The organism is Burkholderia sp. 572, from assembly GCF_040545135.1.
GTDB classification, from domain to species: Bacteria; Pseudomonadota; Gammaproteobacteria; order Burkholderiales; family Burkholderiaceae; genus Burkholderia; species Burkholderia cepacia.
Genome location: NZ_JBEPLH010000026.1, coordinates 1 through 19,538 on the forward strand (window position 1 = coordinate 1; position 19,538 = coordinate 19,538).

General features: G+C 69.2%; 17 protein-coding genes. 6 read left to right on the plus strand and 11 right to left on the minus strand.

Going from position 1 to position 19,538, the window contains the following annotated elements:
* From ABIC51_RS34105 to ABIC51_RS34155, 11 genes are all read right to left on the minus strand, one after another.
* Positions 1-236 (minus strand): ATP-binding cassette domain-containing protein (locus ABIC51_RS34105; protein ID WP_354006914.1); only part of this gene is annotated, 236 nt, incomplete at its 3' end.
* 41 nt (positions 237-277) lie between these two features.
* The gene (locus tag ABIC51_RS34110) at positions 278-934 is read right to left on the minus strand and encodes an amino acid ABC transporter permease (protein WP_021162904.1); all 657 of its coding nucleotides are present in this window, start codon (positions 932-934) and stop codon (positions 278-280) included.
* Complete coding sequence (locus ABIC51_RS34115) at positions 931-1,695, minus strand: amino acid ABC transporter permease (RefSeq protein WP_060373428.1); 765 nt, start codon at positions 1,693-1,695, stop codon at positions 931-933. Before ABIC51_RS34115 ends, ABIC51_RS34110 begins: the two co-directional genes overlap by 4 nt.
* Before the next feature lie 43 nt (positions 1,696-1,738).
* On the minus strand, positions 1,739-2,557 hold the full coding sequence (locus ABIC51_RS34120; RefSeq protein ID WP_060173037.1) for a transporter substrate-binding domain-containing protein: 819 nt from the start codon (positions 2,555-2,557) through the stop codon (positions 1,739-1,741).
* Positions 2,558-2,597: 40 nt separating this feature from the next.
* A complete protein-coding gene (locus ABIC51_RS34125) occupies positions 2,598-3,671 on the minus strand; it encodes an ABC transporter ATP-binding protein (protein ID WP_059693824.1) in 1,074 nt (357 codons plus the stop codon).
* 40 nt (positions 3,672-3,711) lie between these two features.
* Positions 3,712-4,554 carry an ABC transporter permease gene (locus ABIC51_RS34130; protein WP_354006915.1) on the minus strand — a complete coding sequence of 281 codons (843 nt, stop codon included), beginning with the start codon at positions 4,552-4,554 and terminating at the stop codon, positions 3,712-3,714.
* Positions 4,551-5,474: an ABC transporter permease gene (locus tag ABIC51_RS34135; protein ID WP_027790891.1), complete on the minus strand. Its 924-nt coding sequence runs from the start codon at positions 5,472-5,474 to the stop codon at positions 4,551-4,553. Before ABIC51_RS34135 ends, ABIC51_RS34130 begins: the two co-directional genes overlap by 4 nt.
* A 4-nt stretch (positions 5,475-5,478) precedes the next feature.
* Positions 5,479-6,576 (minus strand): ABC transporter substrate-binding protein, encoded by a 1,098-nt coding sequence (locus ABIC51_RS34140; RefSeq protein ID WP_048245295.1) that lies wholly within the window; start codon positions 6,574-6,576, stop codon positions 5,479-5,481.
* Positions 6,577-6,726: 150 nt separating this feature from the next.
* Positions 6,727-8,199, minus strand: a complete 1,473-nt coding sequence (locus ABIC51_RS34145; protein ID WP_354006916.1) for an aldehyde dehydrogenase family protein — start codon at positions 8,197-8,199, stop codon at positions 6,727-6,729.
* Positions 8,196-9,890, minus strand: a complete 1,695-nt coding sequence (locus ABIC51_RS34150) for a 5-guanidino-2-oxopentanoate decarboxylase (RefSeq protein ID WP_354006917.1) — start codon at positions 9,888-9,890, stop codon at positions 8,196-8,198. The genes ABIC51_RS34145 and ABIC51_RS34150 overlap by 4 nt, the downstream gene beginning before the upstream one ends.
* Before the next feature lie 230 nt (positions 9,891-10,120).
* Positions 10,121-11,056: a LysR family transcriptional regulator gene (locus ABIC51_RS34155; RefSeq protein WP_060195077.1), complete on the minus strand. Its 936-nt coding sequence runs from the start codon at positions 11,054-11,056 to the stop codon at positions 10,121-10,123.
* Positions 11,057-11,183: 127 nt separating this feature from the next.
* On the opposite strand from ABIC51_RS34155, the gene ABIC51_RS34160 reads away from it, so the two are divergent.
* From ABIC51_RS34160 to ABIC51_RS34185, 6 genes are all read left to right on the plus strand, one after another.
* Positions 11,184-11,828, plus strand: coding sequence for a glutathione S-transferase family protein (locus ABIC51_RS34160; protein WP_354006918.1), 645 nt, complete (start codon positions 11,184-11,186; stop codon positions 11,826-11,828).
* A 36-nt stretch (positions 11,829-11,864) separates the two neighbouring features.
* A complete protein-coding gene (locus ABIC51_RS34165; RefSeq protein WP_354006919.1) occupies positions 11,865-14,024 on the plus strand; it encodes a pyridoxamine 5'-phosphate oxidase family protein in 2,160 nt (719 codons plus the stop codon).
* 123 nt (positions 14,025-14,147) lie between these two features.
* A complete protein-coding gene (locus ABIC51_RS34170; RefSeq protein WP_175899420.1) occupies positions 14,148-14,351 on the plus strand; it encodes a DUF2970 domain-containing protein in 204 nt (67 codons plus the stop codon).
* Positions 14,352-14,965: 614 nt separating this feature from the next.
* Entirely contained in the window at positions 14,966-17,197 is a 2,232-nt protein-coding gene (locus ABIC51_RS34175; protein ID WP_175862952.1) for a TonB-dependent siderophore receptor, read from the plus strand.
* Positions 17,198-17,256: 59 nt separating this feature from the next.
* Positions 17,257-17,889 (plus strand): nicotinamide riboside transporter PnuC, encoded by a 633-nt coding sequence (gene pnuC, locus ABIC51_RS34180; protein WP_021157393.1) that lies wholly within the window; start codon positions 17,257-17,259, stop codon positions 17,887-17,889.
* Positions 17,890-17,925: 36 nt separating this feature from the next.
* Positions 17,926-19,116 (plus strand): phosphotransferase enzyme family protein, encoded by a 1,191-nt coding sequence (locus tag ABIC51_RS34185; RefSeq protein ID WP_226129636.1) that lies wholly within the window; start codon positions 17,926-17,928, stop codon positions 19,114-19,116.
* Positions 19,117-19,538: the final 422 nt, after the last annotated feature.

The following is a 19,538-nucleotide window of genomic DNA, read 5'->3' on the forward strand; positions in this document are numbered from 1 at the left end:
ACCTTCGAGCGCAGCTTCGACAGGTTCGTCTTCTTGTCGCCGACCGACTGGCCGTTCACGAGGATCTCGCCCTGCTGGAACGGCTCGAGACCGTTGACGGTCTTGATCAGCGTCGACTTGCCCGAGCCCGACGGTCCGCACACGACGACCACTTCGCCTTTCCTGACCTCGGTCGTGCAGTCGGTGAGGACCTGAAACGGGCCGTACCACTTCGAAACGTTGCTGATGGAAATCATGGGGGATACCTGCATCGTAATGAGGCGCGCGCGGCGCCGGTTCAGCGCGCCTTCGCGACGCGGTAGCGGCGTTCGAGCACGCGGGCGTACCACGTCAACGGGAAGCACATCGCGAAGTAGAGCAGCGCGACCATCGCGTAGATCGGAAACGGCTTGAACACCGCATTGGTGATGATGTTGCCGGTCTTCGTGAGTTCGGTCAGCCCGATGATCGACGTCAGCGCCGTGCTCTTCACCGCCTGCACGAGAAAGCCGACGGTCGGCGGCAGCGCGATTTTCCATGCCTGCGGCCACACCGCGTAACGGAGTTGTTGCGTCCACGTCATGCCGAGGCTGGCCGCCGCACTCCACTGGCCTCGCGGCACGGCGTCGACGCAGCCGCGCCAGATGTCGGCCAGGTATGCGCTCGCGTTCAACGTCAATACGACCGATGCGGCGGTCCACGGCGTCACGTCGATGCCGATCAGCGGCAGCCCGAAGAAACCGAGGAACAGCTGCATCAGCAACGGCGTGCCCTGAAACAGCTCGACGTACAGGCTCACGAAGCGGCGCAGCGCCGGCACCGGCGAGATGCGCATCGCGAGCAGCGCAAACCCGGCGACGCTGCCGCCGACGAACGTGATCAGCGACAGCAGCATGGTCCAGCGCGCGGCCAGCAGCAGGTTCCACGCAATATCCTGGAAGGTGAATTCGATCATCGGGCACGCTCCGTCGGGAGGCCGGTTTCAGGGGAGCGCGCGCGCCACGTAAAGCGGGCAACGCACGAGCGGCGCGGTGCGTTGCCCGCACCGTGCGGCGCGCGGCCCGCGAACAGACGGCGGCCGACGCGATTGAGCAGCATGCGCAGCGCGATCGACAGCAGTAGGTAGATCGCAGTCACGACGATGTAGATCTCGAACGCACGGAAATTGCGCGACTGGATGAAGTTCGCCGCATAGGTCAGGTCGGGCACCGAGATCTGCGACACGACGGCCGAACCGAGCATCACGATCAGCACCTGCCCGAGCAGCGCGGGGTACACGTTCGCGAGCGCCTGCGGCAGCACGACCTGACCGAACACCTGCCGGCCGTGCAGCCCGAGCGCACGTGCGGCCTGCGTTTGCCCGTGCGGAACCGATTCGATGCCGGCCCGCAGGATCTCGACCGCATACGCGCCCAGGTTGACCGTCATCGCCAGCACGGCCGCCTGCGCTTCGTCGATGTGCACGCCGATCCCGGGCAGCCCGAAGAAGATGAAGAACAGCTGGACCAGGAACGGCGTATTGCGGATCAGCTCGACGTAGGCCGCGACCAGCGTGCGTGCCCAGCGCGGGCCGGCGAGCGCGGCCCACGCGCCGGCGGTGCCGATCAGGCCGCCGAGCGCGGTGGAGGCCGCGGTGAGGCCGAGCGTCACGCCGATCCCGCGCGCGAGCATGCCGGCGTAGAGGCCGAAATCGCTGAAGTCGAACACGTAGGTCATAACGATACCTTCCGTCGTGAATGCGGGGCGGGCGCGACGCGCATCACAGGTCGGCCGGCAGTGCCGCGTGCAGCCACTTCTGCGACAGGGTGTTCAGCGTGCCGCTTTTCTTCGCGCCGGCGATCGCGTCATTGACCTTCTGCATCAGGCGCGGCTCGTTCTTGTTCAGGCCGACGTGATCGGGCGAGCTGAACAGCGAGAACTTCTGCTCCGGATCGATCGACGGATGGCGCGCGATGATCGTCGCGCCGACGTCGTTGCCGATCACGAGCAGTTGCGCCTGCCCCGACAAGAACGCCGCGATCGCGCCGTTCGGATCGTCGAAGCGCTTGATCGTCGCGTTCGGCGGCGCGACCTTGCTCACGCTCAGGTCCTCGAGCGTGCCGCGCGCGACCGCGACCGACTTGCCGGCGAGATCGGCGGTGCCTTTCACGGCGAGCGATTTCGGGCCGAATACCGCGAGATAGTACGGCGCATACGCGTTCGAGAAGTCGATCACCTTCGCGCGCTCCGGCGTCTGGCCGACCGACAGCAGCATGTCGGTCTTGCGGTCGGCGAGATACGCCATTCGGTTGTCGCCGGTGACCTGCACGAGCTCGACCTTCGCGTTGAGCGCCTTGCCGATCAGCGTCGCCATGTCGATGTCGTAACCTTGCGGCTTCATGTCGGGGCCGATCGAGCCGAACGGCGGGTAGTCCTCGAACACGCCGATGCGCACGACGCCGGATTTCGCGATCGTGTCGAGTGCGTCGGCATGTGCGAGCGGCGCGATGGCGGCGAGACCCGCCGCGCAGGTGCAGACGAGGGCGGTGCGGGCGAGCAGGCGTCGCACGAGACGGTGGGCTTGGGTCGATGCGTTCATGATGGAGTCCTTGTTGCTGCGCTGGGGAAAGAACCGGAAATCAGGCGCCGCGTGCGGCGATCAGCTTGCATGCATGCGCGGGTAGCTCGGCGGCGACCGGCATGCCGACGTGCAGGTCGGGCGTTTCGCGCGGCGTCGTCGCTGCCGTCAGCGTGAAGCCGCGGCAATCGATCGTCGCCTCGATCGACGCGCCGACGTCGCGCACGAACGTGACCGTGCCGGCGAGCGTGTTCGGCGCGGACGGCGAGACCGAGGCCGCGCGCACGCACACGTCCTCGGGGCGAATCAGCAGGCGCACGGCGTCGTCCGCGCGCGGCGCGTCGGGCGCGCGCCGGATCGCGAGCCGTTGTCCGCCCGGCAGCACGATCGCGTCGTCGCCGTCGCACGCGACCGGCAGGATGTTGCCGAGGCCGATGAAATCCGCGACGAATTCGTTGACCGGATCGCGATAGATGTCGAGCGGCCGGCCGACCTGCTGGATGCGGCCTTGCTCCATTACGACGATCTCGTCGGCCATCGTCATCGCTTCGCGCTGGTCGTGCGTGACCATGATCGTCGTGATGCCGAGCCGTTGCTGGAGCAGCCGGATCTCGACCTGCATCGCCTCGCGCAGCTTCGCGTCGAGCGCCGACAGCGGCTCGTCGAGCAGCAGCAGGCGCGGAGACGAAGCGATCGCGCGTGCGATCGCGACGCGCTGGCGCTGCCCGCCCGACAGTTGCGTGACGAGCCGGTCGGCCAGGTGCGGAAGCTGGATGAGTTCCAGCAGCTCCGCGACACGCTGCGTTTGAGCCGTCCTGGCCGTCTTGCGCAGCCGCAGCGGATACGCGATGTTCTGCGCGACCGTCATGTGCGGGAACAGCGCGAGCGACTGGAACACCATGCCGAAGTCGCGCCGGTTGGCCGGCACGTGCGTGAGGTCGCGGCCGGCGAACGTGATCGTGCCCGACGTCGGCGTCTCGAGGCCGGCGATGATCCGCATCAGCGTGGTCTTGCCGCAGCCCGACGGGCCGAGAAAGCAGACGAGCTTGCCGTCCGGCACGGACAGGTCGACGTGATCCACGGCATACGCGTGCTGGAAGCGCTTCGTCACGCGCTGAAGGGTGAGCTGGGTCATGGGGAGTCCTTGGATGGGCGAGGGCGGAGTCGTGCGCGTATCAGAGCGCAACGCCCTTGTCGCCGACGAGTTTTTCGAGCATCCAGATCAGCGCGAAATCGATCGCGACGGTGAACACCGCGAAACAGAACACGGTCGGGTCGAGCGACGACACGGTGCGGCTGTAGAGCCAGACCGGCAGCGTCATCGTGTCGACGCTGTACAGGAAGAACGTCACCGTGAACTCGTTGAACGACACGATGAACGCGAACAGCATGCCGGCGAGGACGCCCGGCCGCATCAGCGGCAGGACGACATCGACGAACGCGCGGCGCGGGCTCGCGCCCATCAGGCACGCGGCTTCCTCGAATTCCGGGCCGATCGACGCGACCGATGCCGCGCAGTTCTTCACGGTAAACGGCAGCGTCAGGATCACGTGCGTGACGACGAGCCGCACGAGCCCGAGTTCGACCGGCAGTGCGTTGAACACGAGCAGCAGCGCGAGGCCGAGCATGACGAGCGGATAGACGATCGGCAGCGCGACGAGCTGCTCGACGAACGTCTTGCCGCGGAAGCGATAACGCGACAGCGCGTAGGCGGCGGGTACCGAAACCGCAGTCGCGACCAGCATCGTCGCGATCGCGACGACGAGGCTCGTCGTCAGCGCGGCACCCATCGATTGCGCACTGCCGGCATCGGCGGTCACGAAGGTCTGCCAGGCGGCGCGGTACCAGTGCAGGCTGAAATCGCGCGGCGGGAATTCGAGCGTGCCCGACGAGCCGAACGACATCGTGATCATCGTCACGATCGGCAGTGCGGCGAGGCACAGCACGAGCGTCGCGAGGGTGCCGGTCGCGCGGCTCAGACGGCCGGGCAGCGGTGCTCGCGGCAGAAGGGCATTCATCGGTTCACCTCGTCACGTTGCAGGGCGCGCACGAGGCGCTGGGAAACCGCCATCACGACGAGCGTCGCGCCCATCAGCACGACACCCGAGGCCGACGCGGCCGGCCAGTTCAGCAGCGGCGCGACCTGGTCATGCACGAGCACCGCGAGCATCGGTACGCGCCGGCCGCCGAGCAGCAGCGGCACCGCGAACGCACTCGCGTTGTAGGCGAACACGAGCAGCGCGCCCGATACGAGCCCCGGCATCGCGAGCGGCAGCGTCACGTGCCGCAGCGTCTGCCAGCGCGTCGCGCCGAGCGTCGCGGCGGCTTCGTCGTACGCGCGGGACACGGCACGCAGCGCGCTCGACAGCGGCAGCACGGCGAGCGGGAATGCGGTCTGGATCAGCCCGAGCAGCACGCCGTGTTCGCGGTACAGCAGCTGCAGTGGCCGTTCGATGACGCCCGCCGCCAGCAGCGAGCGGTTGAGCAGGCCCGCCGGGCCGAGCATCACGAGCCAGCCGTAACCCTGCAGCAGCAGGTTGACGAGCAGCGGCAGCAGCACGCCGGCAAGCATGAGCCGCCGCGCGAGCCGCGATTCGGCGCGCGCCATCGCCAGCGCGACCGGGATCGCGAGCAGCACCGCGCATACCATGCTCTGGAACGCGAGGCGCAGCGTGAGCCACAGCGAGTGCATGAAGTACGGGTCGGCGAGATCGGCGTAGTTCTGCAGCGTGAACGTGCGCCATTCGTCGCCCGGCGTACCGACGCTCATTCGCAGCACGGTGAGCGTCGCCGCCGCGAGCACCGCGAGGAATGCGAGGATCGGCGCAAGCAGCAGCCACGGCGGCACGCCGGGCCGTGCGGCAGCGGCGGCCGAGGCGCCGCCGGCCGGGCCGGCGGCGACGGGTTCCGCGTGACGGGAGGAAGGCAGCGAGGCCATGTCGTCAGGCCGCGAAGAGGCTGGTATAGCGCTTGATCCACGCCGGCTGAACGGCGGCGAGCGCCTTGTCGTCGTGGAGGATGGCCTTCTCCGCGATCTGCTGCGGCGACGGCACGAATGCGCGGCTTTCCGCCGGGATCACGGCCTTCGAATTCACCGGCCCGTTCAGCACGTCCGCCGCCATCCGGCCCTGCACGCCCGCGTCGAGCGTGTGGTTGATGAACGCATGGATCAGGTCGAGGTCGCCCGGGTGCGCTTTCGGAATCACCGTGAACATCAGTTGCGTCGCGAAGCCTTCCTTCATCCCGTACGTCACGCCCATCTTGTAGTCGGGCTTGCGGATCTGGTCCGGGAAGAACGCGGGCGAATAGATGCCGCCGATGTCGAGCGAGCCGGTGCGGAACAGGTCGGCGACCTGGTTCGGGTTTTCGCCGAGCGTCATCACACGATCCTTGAGCGCCGCGAGCTTGCGGAAACCCGGTTCGATGTTCTGCTGCGAACCGCCGGCCAGCTTCGCGGCGACGATCGCGAGATCGACCGCCTCGGCCCACTCCGGCGGCGGAAGAAACAGGCGCCCCGCATATTTCGGATCCCACAGCGCTTCGTAGCTCGCCGGTGCGGTCTTGACGGTCGACGTGTTGTAGATCAGCCCGTCCGACCACAGCAGGTAGCCGACACCGAACCCGTTTGCGCCCGTGCGGTACTGCGGTGCGACGTCCTTCAGGTTCGGCAGCCGGTTCAGGTCAGGCTTCGCGAGCAGGCCCGCATCGGCGAGGCCGGCCGCACCGACACCGGCCAGCGTGATCACGTCGTAGGTCGGCCGCTCGCCGGCGGCCTTGACCTTCGCGACCATGCCCGACGTGCCGTCCGCGCGGTCGGCGATCACACGTGCGCCGGTCTGCTTGCTGAACGTTTCCGCGATATTGCGCAGCGCGGCCGCACCGGTATCGTCAGACCACGTGAGGATGCGCAGCGTCTTGCCCGCGAAGCTGCTCGTCTGTGCCTTCGCAGTACTGATGAACGGCATCGGAAGGGCGGATGCGGCGAGTGCCGTGCCGAGGGTTTTGATCACCTGCCTTCTGCCCGCCTTGAAGTGTTGCATGGCCGTCTCCTGATGAACGATGCCGGGTGGTTCGATGCCGGTCGCCGAATGGCGGCGCGGGGTGTGGATGCACTGTAGGTACGTCAAATTTCCGCAACAAACGAAATATCCGCATGCGCGGCATGAGATAAACGCATGGCCCGGACGGCCTCAGCGGGCCGGCATCATGACCTGCTTGATCTCCTGGAATGCGGCCAGCCCGAACGGGCCGAGCTCGCGTCCGACGCTGCTGCGCTTGTAGCCGCCCCATGAGGTTTGCGGATAGATCAGTTGCGGCGTGTTGATCCACACGACGCCTGCTTCGAGCGCGTCGGCGACCCGCTTGCCGCGTGCCGCGTCGCGCGTGACGACGGTCGCGACGAGCCCGTATTCGGTATCGTTGGCGGCCGCGATCGCGTCGTACTCGGTATCGAACGTGCGGACGCACAGCACCGGCCCGAAGATTTCGTCGCGCCATAGCGGGCTGTCGGCCGGCACGTCGGCGAACAGCGCGGGCCGGATGAAATAACCGGGGCCGGCGGGCACGTCGCCGCCCGTCACGAGCCGCGCGCCGTCGGCGCGGCCTTGTGCGATGTGGCGCTTCACGCGTTCGTATTGCGCGCGGTTCGTCAGCGGGCCCATCTGCACGCCGGGCGCGAACGGCGGGCCGACGACGGTCGCGTCGATCCGCCGCGCGAGGCGTGCGATCAGGTCCTCGGCGAGCGGCGCGGCGACGAGCACGCGCGAGGTCGCCGAACACATCTGCCCCGCGTTGAACAGGCCGCCGCCCGCGATCAGCTCGACCGCGTGGTCGGGATCGGCGTCGTCGAACACGACGATCGACGACTTGCCGCCGAGTTCGAGGCCGACGCCCTTGATCGTGTCCGCGGCCGTTTTCATGACCTGCGCGCCGACCGCCGTGCTGCCGGTAAACGACACCTTTGCGACGAGCGGATGCGCGCACAGCGGGGCACCGACGTCGGGGCCGGTACCCGTCACGACGTTCAGCACGCCTGGCGGCAGGCCCGCTGCGGCGGCGATCGCGACGAGTTCGAGTTCCGGCAGCGGCGTGATCTCGGACGGCTTCAGCACGACGGTACAGCCGGCCGCGAGCGCCGGCGCGAGCTTCCATGCGGTCGTCACCATCGGGAAATTCCACGGCACGATCAGCGCGGCGACGCCGGCCGGTTCGCGCCGGATCCATGCGCGGTGGTCGTCGCCGGGCAGCGCGACCTCGGTTTCGCCGTCGGTGTCGACGCGTTCCGCGAGGCTGGCGTAGTAGTCGAACGTGGCGATCACGTCGGCGACGTCGATCTCCGCTTCGGCGAACGGCTTGCCGTTATTGAACGACTGCAGCGTCGCGAGCCGTGTGCGGTGCGTGTCGACGCCGCGCGCGATCGCGCGGAGCAGGGCCGCGCGCGCGGCACCCGTCGTGCGTTTCCAGCCGGGAAACGCGCGGGCCGCGGCCTGGACGGCGCGCTCGACGTCCGCGCTGCCGCCGGCAGCCACATGCGCGAGGACCGCTTCAGTCGACGAATCGACGATCGGCAACGTGGCGCCGTCGGCGCCGGACCCCCACGCGCCGGCGATGAAAAGCCCGGTACGCAGCGGCGGATCAAAGTGGAAATCGGGGGCCTGACTCATCGCTGCACCTGCTCGAACCATGTCGCTTCGTCGATCTCGATCACGGTGGGGATCGCGCGCGCGACGGCGTCGCGCAACGTGGCAGCCAGTGCATCGGGCGTCGCGGCCGCGTGCGCCGCGCAGCCGAAGCCGCGCGCGAGCGCCAGGAAATCGGGCGTGTACGGATCGACGCCGATCGGCGTGATCTCGCGCGCGACCATGTATTTGCGGATCTCGCCGTAGCCGCGGTTGTTCCAGACGATCACGATCACCGGCACGTGGGCCTCGACCGCGCTCGCGAGCTCCGGCAACGTGAACTGCAGGCCGCCGTCGCCGATCAGGCAGACGACGGGGCGTGCGGGCGCGGCGAGTTTCGCGCCGATCGCGGCGGGCAGCCCGTAGCCGAGCGTGCCGTAGCCGGTAGACGAGTTGAACCAGCTGCGCGGTGCGTGCGCGTCGTGGGTGAAATTACCGACGTACACGGGGCTCGTCGAATCGCCGGCGACGATTACGCCAGGCAGCGCCGCGACGATCGTGTCGATCAGCCGCGCCTGCGCGCGCGCCGGGCCGTCGTGGCCCGACGCGATCGCGGCGCGCACGGCGGCCACGCGCGGCGCGCCCCAGCCGGCTTCGGGAGGCGTCGTCGGTTTTTCGTGCAGGCGGGTCGACAGCGCGCCGAGCGCCAGCCGCGAATCGCCGGCGATGGCGATCTCCGCGCGGGCATTGCGCATCAGCTGCTGCGCGTCGATGTCGATGCGAATCAGCCGGCCATCGATCGCGAAGCCGCCGTCGAACGTGACGTCGTAATCCGTTTCGCCGAGCTCGGTGCCGACGGCGAGCACCACGTCGGCGTCGCGGATCGTCGCGCGGGTGGCGGGCAGCGATTGCGTGGAGCCGATCAGCAACGGATGGCCGGCCGGCAGCAGACCCTTCGCGTTGATCGTCAGCGCGACCGGCGCGTGCAGGCGTTCGGCGAGCTCGCGCAATTCGGCCGCCGCATGCACGGCGCCGCCGCCCGCCAGGATCAGCGGCCGGCGCGCATGGGCGAGCAGGTCCGCGGCCGCCGCGAGCGCGCCGGCGTCCGGTGCGGGGCGGGCGGGCAGCGCGGGTGGCGCGGCGGGCAGCGCGGGTGCCGGCGTCACGATCACGTCGAGCGGAATCTCGATGTGCACGGGCCGCGGCCGTGCGCTTTCGAAGACCGCGAACGCGCGCGCGAGCACCTGCGGCAGGTCGGCCGCGTCGAGCAGCGTGTGCGAGAACGCGGTGAGTCCCGCGAAGACTTCACGCTGCGACGGCAGCTCGTGCAGGCGGCCGTCGCCGCTGCCGAGCTCGCGCCGTGCGTTGACGCTCGAGATCACCAGCATCGGGATCGAATCCGCGTAGGCCTGTGCCATCGCGGTCGCGATATTGGTCATGCCCGGCCCGGTGATGATGAAGCAGACGCCCGGCCGGCCCGTGACGCGCGCGTAGCCGTCGGCCATGAAGCCGGCCCCCTGTTCGTGGCGCGGCGTCACATGGCGGATCGACGACTCTGCGAGCCCGCGATACAGCTCGACGGTATGCACGCCGGGAATGCCGAACACGCATTCGACGCCATAACGTTCGAGCAGGTCGACGAGTGCTTCGCCGCAGGTGCGGGGACGGGCAAGGAACGGTGCCGGCGCGGCCGTGCGGGCCTCGGCGATGCAGGAGAGGGGGACTGGATGGTTCATGGATCGTGACGTGCCGATTGGGAGGGGGAGTGGCCCGTACCGCAAACGAGGGGGCATGCAGCGGATTGTCGGCGTCGATCCGGGGCGCCAACAATCGATTAGTTTTCATGCCGCGCATGAGCGCCTTGCATGGCGATGCGTGGTCGCGAGGATGTCGCGATACATCGGAGGAATGGAATGCGCGGGCCGGCAACGGCGCGGCGCGCAGCCGCAACGGAATTCGGCGTGCGCTAGCGTTCGCGTTTCGTCTTGCGTGCCGGCCGCGTGTCGTCGATCCTCTGCTTCATCGCATCAATAAACGCCCGCACCTTCGGCGAAGGCAGCCGCGTCGACGGATACACCGCATGAATCCCGGCCGGCGCCGAACGCCACGCGGGCAGCAGCCGCACGAGCCGGCCGGCCGTGAGGTCGTCGGCGGTCGAAAAATCCGTCAACAGCCCGAAGCCGCCGCCCGCGAGCACGATCGCCCGGCACGCGGTGGCGGTGTTCGACACGACGTGCGCGACACAGCGCACCGAAGCGGTGCCGCCGTTCGCGTCTTCGAGTTCGAGCGTATGCGGGCGCGGCAGCGTCGACAGCATCACGAACGGCAGCGCGGCGAGCGCATCGGTATCCTGCGGCCGGCCGTGGCGCGCGACGAACGCGGGGCTCGCGACCAGCCATTTCTCGTAGGTGCCGAGCTGCACCGCGCGATAGTTCGAATCGGCGAGGCGGCCGATGCGGATCGCGACGTCGAGGTTGTCCGCGACGAGATCGACGACGCGGTCGTTCGCGACGAGTTCGACGTCGAGGCCCGGATGCCGGTCGCGCAACGCGACGACGGCAGGCGCGACGACCAGCGCGCCGTAGTCGATCGGCACGCTCACGCGCAGCGTGCCGCGCAGCGGCCCCGCGTCGGACGACACCGCGTCGAGCGCGCTTTCCGCGGCGCGCACGATGTCGCGGCACGCGTCGTAGAACGCCCGCCCCGCGTCGGTCACGCTCAGCCGCCGCGTGGTGCGCACCAGCAGGTTCGCGCCGACCTCGGATTCGAGGCGCTGCATGTGCGTGCTGACCACCGTCTTCGCCAGGCCGAGCCGCTCGGCCGCGGCCGTCAGCGAGCCGGCGTCGACCACCGCGACGAAGACCGCCAGCCGGTTCAGGTTCACGTCGCGCAGATCGGCCATCGTCGATTGTCCTATGGGAGCGGATAATGTTTCCGCGATTATCCATCTTCTGGAGACGAACGGCGAGCGCTACGCTGCAGGTGTTCGTCGCCGATTCCCGGCGGCGCGAGATTCCGGAGTGTTTTCCATGTCTGCCGTCCGCAAGCCTGCTTCGCCGATTCGCGTCTACTCGTTCCTGCTCTCCGGGCATGCGCATCGCGTCCGGTTGTTCCTGTCGCTGCTCGGCCTGCCTTCGGAGACCGTCGACGTCGATCTCGCGGCCGGCGCACAGCGCGAACCGGCGTTCCTCGCGCTCAATCCGCTCGGGCAGGTGCCCGTGATCGACGACGGCGGCACGGTGATCGCCGATTCGAACGCGATCCTCGTGTACCTCGCGAAGCGCTACGGCGACGCCCACTGGCTGCCCGACGACCCGGCCAGCGCGGCCGTCGTGCAGCGCTGGCTCTCGTATGCGGCCGGGCCGGTCGCATCGGGGCCGGCTGCCGCGCGGCTCGTGACCGTGTTCGGCGCGAAGCTCGACCACGAAGCGGCCAAGCGTACGGCCGCGAAAGTGCTCGACGTGATCGATCGCGAGCTGGCCGGCAAGCCGTTCGCGGCCGGTGCGCAGCCGACGATTGCGGACGTCGCCGCCTACTCGTACATCGCGCACGCGCCGGAAGGCGGCGTGTCGCTCGAACCGTATCCGAACGTGCGTGCGTGGCTGGCACGCGTCGAGGCGCTGCCGGGCTTCGTTGCGATGCCGACGACGCGCGCCGGCCTGCTCGCCGCGTAACGCCCACCGACGCCGCGCCTGCCCACGGAGAACGCGATGAACACCCCGACCACCGTCGTACCGGGCTGGGAACTCGATACCGCGCCGTTTCACGCGGGAGAGCTCGCCGTGCAGCAGCGCGCGGGCGTGACGGCGGCCGCGGGTTCGGCCGGCCGGCGCGGGATCCGGCGTTTCATGCCGGACCAGCACCGGACGTTTTTCGCGCAACTGCCATTCTTCGTGCTTGGCGGCGTCGATGCGAACGGCCAGCCGTGGGCGACGCTGCGGGCGGGCGTGCCGGGGTTCGTGACGTCGCCGGATCCGCGTACGCTGCGCATCGCGGGGCGCGCGTTGCCGGGCGATCCGCTGGACGGCGCGTGGCAGCCGGGCGCGCCGCTCGGCGGGCTCGGGATCGAATTCGATACGCGGCGGCGCAATCGTGTCAACGGCGTCGTGCGCGCGTTCGACGGCGATGCGCTGACGATCGCGGTCGAGCAGAGCTTCGGCAACTGCGCGAAGTACATCCAGGGACGCAAGCCGACGTTCGTCGCCCGGGAAGCCGGCGCGTTCGCCGGGCCTGACGTATCGGACGCGTTGAACGACGCCGATCGAGCGCTGCTTGCGCAGGCCGATACGTTCTTCGTCGCGAGCGCGAACACGTCGACCGACGCGGGCGCTGCGCGTGGCGCGGACGTGTCGCATCGGGGCGGGATGCCGGGCTTCGTGCGCGTCGACGATGCGCACACGCTGACGACGCCGGATTTCAGCGGCAACCGCTTCTTCAACACGCTCGGCAACCTGCAGCACGATCCGCGTGCGGGGCTGCTGTTCGTCGATTTCGACAACGGCGACCTGCTGTATGTGGCCGCGCGCGCCGAGATCGTGTGGGACGGGCCGCTCGTCGCATCGTTCGACGGCGCGCAGCGGGTCGTGCGGTTCCATGTGCGGGAAGTGCGGCGCATGCGCGCGGTGCTGCCGTTCCAGTGGTCGGCGGTCGAACGCGCGCCGCAGTTCGCGGCGATGGCGGCGGGCGGGTTGGTGCAGACTTCAACCGCGTCGGTCACCGCACCCGCATCAGAATCACTGTCGGCATCGGCATCGGCATCGGCATCGGCATCGGCATCGGCATCGGCATCGGCATCGGCATCGGCATCGGCATCGGCATCGACATCGGCATCGGCACCCGCATCGGCACCCGCATGGCGGCCGCTGCGCATCGCGAAGATCGTCGACGAAGCGCGCGCGATTCGCTCGTTCCATTTCGAACCGGCGGACGGCGCTGCATTGCCCGCCTACGAAGCCGGGCAGCACCTGACGCTGCGCATCGCGCTGCCGGGAAGCGACGCGCCGTCGATCCGCAGCTACACGCTCTCCGATGCGCCGGGCGGCACGCATTACCGGATCACCGTGAAGCGCGAAGGGCGCGTGTCGGCGTGGCTGCACGATCACGCGCGGGCGGGCATGGCGCTCGACGCGCAGATGCCGCGCGGGCGCTTCACGTTCGATCTCGCGAGCCCGCGCCCGGCCGTGCTCGTGTCGGCCGGCATCGGCATCACGCCGATGACCGCGATGCTGCGCCGCGCGCTGGCGGACGATCGGCCATCGCGCCGCGTGGTGTTCGTGCATGGCGCGCGCGACGCGGCCGACCGGCCGTTCGCGGCGGAGCTGGCGCGCATCGCGGCCGCAGATGCACGGCTGTCGCTCCACTGGTTCGACAGCCATCCTCACGACGGGTCGGCGGCGCAGGCAGGCCGCATCGACATCGCGCAACTGAAGCGGCTCCTGACGTTCGACGATTACGACTTCTACCTGTGCGGGCCGTCGGCGTTCATGCGCGACCTGTACGACGGGCTGCGCGCGCTGAACGTGCCGGACGAACGCATCCGCTTCGAGGCGTTCGGGCCGTCGAGCGTGGCGCGCAGCGCGACCCGCACGACCGGGGCGCCGGCGGCGAGCGTGCCGGTGGTGTTCCGGCGCACCGGCCGCGATGCCGCGTGGACGCCCGCCGACGGCACGTTGCTGGAATTCGCGGAAGGGCAGCGCGTGGCCGTGCCGTCCGAATGCCGCTCCGGGTCGTGCGGCACGTGCGCGACGCGCGTGCTGTCAGGCGCGGTCGACTACGAGCAGGCGCCCGATGCGCCGGTCGAACCCGGCTGCGCGCTGCTGTGCGTCGCGCGGCCCGCGCAAGGGTCGGAGCCGCTCGTGCTCGACCGCTGACGCGCCCTGCGACATGCGGCCGCAGACGGCCTGCTGCGCGAAAAGCGCGCGCAACTGCTTCTTTTTTCGGATGCCGGTCGGATCGACGATAGCGTCAACCGATTCGATGAAAGGAGCACAACCATGAAACTGCTCGGCATGATCAAGCTGGTCCTGTGGAGTTTCTTCGGCGTACGCAACAGCAAGGCGTACGCGGCCGATCTCGCGAACGTCAACTACACGTTGCTGCCGTTCGTGGCGATCGTGCTCGCGCTGCTCGTCGGCGCGGTGATCTACGGCGTCGTGCACCTGGTCGTCGACCCGACCGCGACGATGCAGGGATTCTGACCGGCCGCCGAATCGCGAGCGGGCGAACGTTCCCGCTCCGGTTTCCGGCCGCGTGACCGGCGCGTGACGGTGCCGGTCATCGAGGTGGCCGCGCACGACGCCAGTCATGCGCACATCGGCACCGTCGCCGTGCCGCGCGAATCGCGCGGTTCCCGTTCCCGCCTTCCGTTCACCCGATTCGCCCGATTCGCCCGATTCCAGGGCAACTCGCCCCGCCCGGGGTAAAATGCGCGCCGCGCCGCGATGTCGTGCGCGACGGGCATGCCGCCGTTCCAGCGAACGGCGCGCGCCAGACCGTCGCGCCCGTACCGGGGCGTTCGAAGCGTCCCCCCGCATGACAAGACCGCGCGATGCAGCCGGCCGCCCGACACGCCCCGACGAACCGGTCGACGGCAGCGTCGGTTCCCGGTGCGTCACCTGAATCCGATGTCCCATCCTGCGTCTTCCCGACCGAGCGGCCCGCTTGCGTGCCGGATCGTCTGGTTCGCCCGGTTCGTCTGACGAATGTCGTGCCGGCGCGTGCGTCCGGCGGGGGCAGATCCGGTCGCGGGCACGCTTCGCAGCTTCGTAACGGGTTTCGACAGGGTCGAGTGGCGAGTTTTCCATCCAGAGCAATGACGGTGAATAGAACAACAGCGTCGCCCGCACGGCGGCGGCGCGCGAAGGTCGGGCTTGGTGTCGGCTTCGGCATCACGCTTTTCGCGGCCCAGGCCGCCGCGGCGCAGGGCGACACGCCGGCGCCGGACGCCGGCGCGGCCGCCAGCGCGACGCTGCCGACGATCACGGTGAGCGGCGAGCGCGGCAACGCGCTGCGCGCACGCACGGCATCCGTCGCGGGGCTCGACGACGCACCGCTGCGCGATACGCCGGCGTCGGTGAGCGTCGTCACGCGCGCGCAGCTCGACGACCAGCAGGCGAAGCGGCTGAGCGACGTCGTGCGCAACGACGCGTCGGTCGTCAACGACTATGCGCCGGTCGGTTATTTCGAAGGCTTTGCGATCCGCGGCTTTCCGGTCGATCTTGCGAGCGCGATCCGGATCGACGGGCTGACGGTGTCCGGCGAGCAGAACGTGCCGCTCGAGAACAAGGAACGCGTCGAGATCCTGAAGGGCCTTGCCGGCATCGACAGCGGTGTCGTCGCGCCCGGCGGGGTGATCAACTTCGTGACGAAGCGCTCGGCGAACGTCGCGAGCGTGACGGGTGGGGTCGACAGCCGCGGCTCGACGTCGGCGGCCGTCGATCTCGGCCGCCGCTTCGGCCCTGACAATCAGTTCGGCTTCCGGATCAATGCCGCGAAGGAGAACATGCACTCCTACATCGACGGCACGAACGGACGGCGCACGTTCGGCTCGATTGCCGCCGACTGGGACATCAGCCCGCGCGCGAGCCTGCAGCTCAACGCCGAATTCCAGCAGTGGATTCAGCGTTCCGCCCCCGGCTACCAGCTGCTCGGCGGCACCGTCGTTCCGTCGGTCAAGACGACGTCGAAGGCGCTCGGCACGCAGCCGTGGGCGAAGCCGGTGACGACCGACGCGCTGAACCTGAACGCGCGCTTCGACTACCAGTTCAACGACGACTGGAAGGCCTACATCGCCGCCGGCCGCAGCCGCACGATGATCGACGACAACAGCGCGTTCGCGTACGGTTGCTATTACGCGGCGAGCTGCACGGCCGGCGCGACGTCACCGTTCTTCTTCGGCGCGAACGGCGACTACGACGTGTACGACTTCCGCAGCCCCGGCGAATACCGGCGCAACGACGACCTGCGGGCGGTCACGACCGGCAAGTTCGCGACGGGGCCGCTGCGGCACGAGCTGACGCTCGGCGTGAGCGTGCAGCGCCGTGTCGTGCACATGGCGACCGCCGTGTACGACTATGTCGGCAGCGAGAACATCTACGGACCCGACGTCACGTTTGCACCGTCGCCGAATACGCCCGGGCCGTCGTATCCGCAGCTCGATTCGTGGCAATACGGCGTGTTCGGGCTCGACCGCATCAGCATCGGCGAACACTGGCAGGTGCTCGCGGGCGGCAAGGAAGTGCTGCTGCGCCAGCGCAGCTGGAGCAGCCTCGACGGCGACGCGACGCACACCGACCGCTCGGTGTTCCTGCCGCAGGTCGCGCTCGTCTACAAGCCGGTGAACGTGCTGTCGCTGTACGCGTCGTACAGCAAGGCGCTGTCGCTCGGCGACCAGGCGCCCGTGCGTGCGACCAACGCGTATGCGTTCCTGCCGCCGGTCGAATCGCACCAGATCGAGGTCGGTGCGAAATACGACTGGCTCGACCGGCTGAGCCTCACGGCCGCCGTGTTCTCGATCAGCAAGCCGTTCCAGTTCGCCGATCCGGACGCATCGGGCACGACCTACACGTTCGTGCAGCGCGGCACACAGCGGCACCAGGGGATCGAGCTCGGCGCGGCCGGGCGCGTGACCGAGCGTCTGGGGCTGACGGCCAGCGTCGCGGCGATTCGCGCGCGGGCGTACGATTCGGGTTCGCCGGCCTACGAAGGCCACCAGATCATCAACGTGCCCGCGCTGCGCGCGTCGCTGTATGCGGACTACGCGGTGCCGGGCGTCGCGGGGCTGAACGTGCTGGGCGGCGTCGAGTACAGCGCGGCCCGCAACGCGAACGAGGAGGGCACCGCGCAGGTGCCGGCGTGGTTCGTGTTCAATCTCGGCGCGCGTTATACGACGAAGATCGGCGGCCATCGCACGGTGTTGCGCGTGTCGGTGGACAACCTGTTCAACAAGTTCTACTGGCGCGATGCGGGCGAGCAGCAGGGCGACGCGTACCTGTTCCCGGGTGCGCCGCGCACCGCTCGCGTGTCGTTGACCTATGATTTCTGACCGTCCGAAACCGGCCGCGTGACGCGCGGCCCCGGCAGCTAACCTGGAGAGCACAGACGATGTCCCCACTCGAAATCGCCGGCGTGATCGTCAGCGCGCTCGCGATCTGGCTGACCGCGAAGCGGCGCATGCTGTGCTGGCCGGTCGGGCTCGTGTCGGTCGCGTTGTACGGCTGGATCTTCTTCGACGCGAAGCTGTATTCGGACATGCTGCTGCAAGGCGCGTTCGCGGTGCTGCAGGTGTACGGCTGGCAACGCTGGCTCGCGCAGCGCGCGAGCGAGGCCGACGGCAATGCGGCGCCGGCAGGCGATGTCGCGCCCGTCACGGGCGTGCGGCCGATGCAGATGCTGCCCGACCTGATCGCGGCCGTCGTCGGCAGCGCGCTGCTCGGCGGCATGATGGCGCGCTGGACCGATGCGGCGCTGCCGTTCGTCGATGCCTCGCTGACCGCGTTCAGCCTCGTCGCGCAATACTGGACCGCGCGGCGCTACATTGCATCGTGGGGGCTGTGGATCGTCGTGAACGTCGTGTACGTCGGGATGTTCGTGTTCAAGGAACTGTATCTGACGGCCGGCCTCTACGCGCTGTTCATCGGGCTGGCCGTCGTCGGCTGGCGCGACTGGAGCCGCACGGCCGCGGCGCTGCGCGCGGCGGCCGGCGGTGCGCTGGCAACGGGCGGCGGCGCGCGCTGATTCACGCGCCGATTCAACTACGGAGCAACGTCGTTCATGTCATTCCCACTCGAGCCGGACGGCGCCCTGCCGCGTGACGTCGCACCGCCGCAATTCGGTGTCGACGGCGAGCAGGCCGAACGCGACTGGCCGCTGATGACGCACGACGAGGTGGCGGCGGTGCTCGCGCGCATCGACGGCGCCGGCGAGCCCGAGCGGCTCACGTGGCACAGCCCGCGACAGTTCGCGGCGGCCGTGCTCGTGCGGATGGCGGACGGGCGCGGGCTGTTCGTCAAGCGTCATCACGCGAGCCTGCGCGATGTCGCGGGGCTCGAGGAAGAGCATCGCTTCATCGCGCACCTGCGCGAACGCGGCATGCCGGTGGTCGACGTGCTCGCGGATCGCAACGGTGCGACCGCATTCGCGTCCGGCGACTGGACCTACGAAGTGCATGTGCTCGCGCCCGGCGTCGACCCGTATCGCGGCGTGATGTCGTGGCAGCCGTTCACGCATGCGTCGCACGCTTACGCGGCCGGTCGCGCGCTGGCCGAGCTGCATCGCGCGTCGGCCGGCTACGATGCGCCGGCACGGCCCGTGCGCACGCTGCTGTCGAGCTTCCGCGTGCTGTCGTCCGACGATCTGGCGGGCGCGCTCGAACGCTGGGTCGAGGTGCAGCCGCTGCTCGTGCGCGCACTCGGCGCGCGCGACTGGCGCGGCGACGTGGCCGACGCGATCGGCCCGTATCACGCGCGCCTCGTGCCGCTGCTGCCGGCGCTGCCGCCGCTATGGACGCACGGCGACTGGCACGCGTCGAACCTGCTGTGGACCGAGGCGGGGCCCGGCGCGCAGGTGCGGACGGTGCTCGATTTCGGCTTGTCGGATCGCACGTGCGCCGTCATGGACCTCGCGCTCGCGATCGAGCGCAATACGGTCGACTGGATGGCGCCGGCCGAGGCGCGCCGCGTCGAGTACGCACAGATCGACGCGCTGCTCGACGGGTATGAGTCACTCGAACCGCTGGGCGACGAAGCCTATGCGGCGCTGGTCGCGATGCTGCCGATCGTGCATACGGAGTTCGCGCTGTCGGAAGTGGCTTATTTCGGGTGCATCATCGATGCGCCGGCCATTGTCGATATCGCATACGACGGGTATCTGATCGGGCACGCGCGGTGGTTCGGTGAGCGCGACGGGCGGCAGTTGCTCGACTGGTTGCAGCGTCGCCGGATGATGAGAAGCGGGAAAACGTGAGCGACGTGTTTGGCACTGGGAAGTGTGTGGTGGGTGCTGCCGCATCGGGCCGGCGGCATCGCGCCTGAACTTGCCCCTGAAGTGGCCGCCCACAAGCCTGAGATCGCCCCTGGTTTCCGCGCCGTGGCAAACGGTCGCGGCAACTTGAGGGCCGATTGCGGCGGCGCGCTACGCACTCTCGGATGGCGGACCTTGTCCTCGCGCCACGCGGTCCCTTACAGCTTCAATACGAAATCCGCCGCCCAGCGAATCCGGATCAATAAAGATGAGCGCTACAAACGTGCGTCCGGCGTCTGAATTCGCGAATCCCTGCGTTCAGTCGTTTTAGACGAGCGGGCGACGTGTGGGCATTGCGGACAAAAAGTTCGAAGAGTGCGGGCATCCGGCCCGACAGCGCACCGCCCGATACGCGGAAATCATAC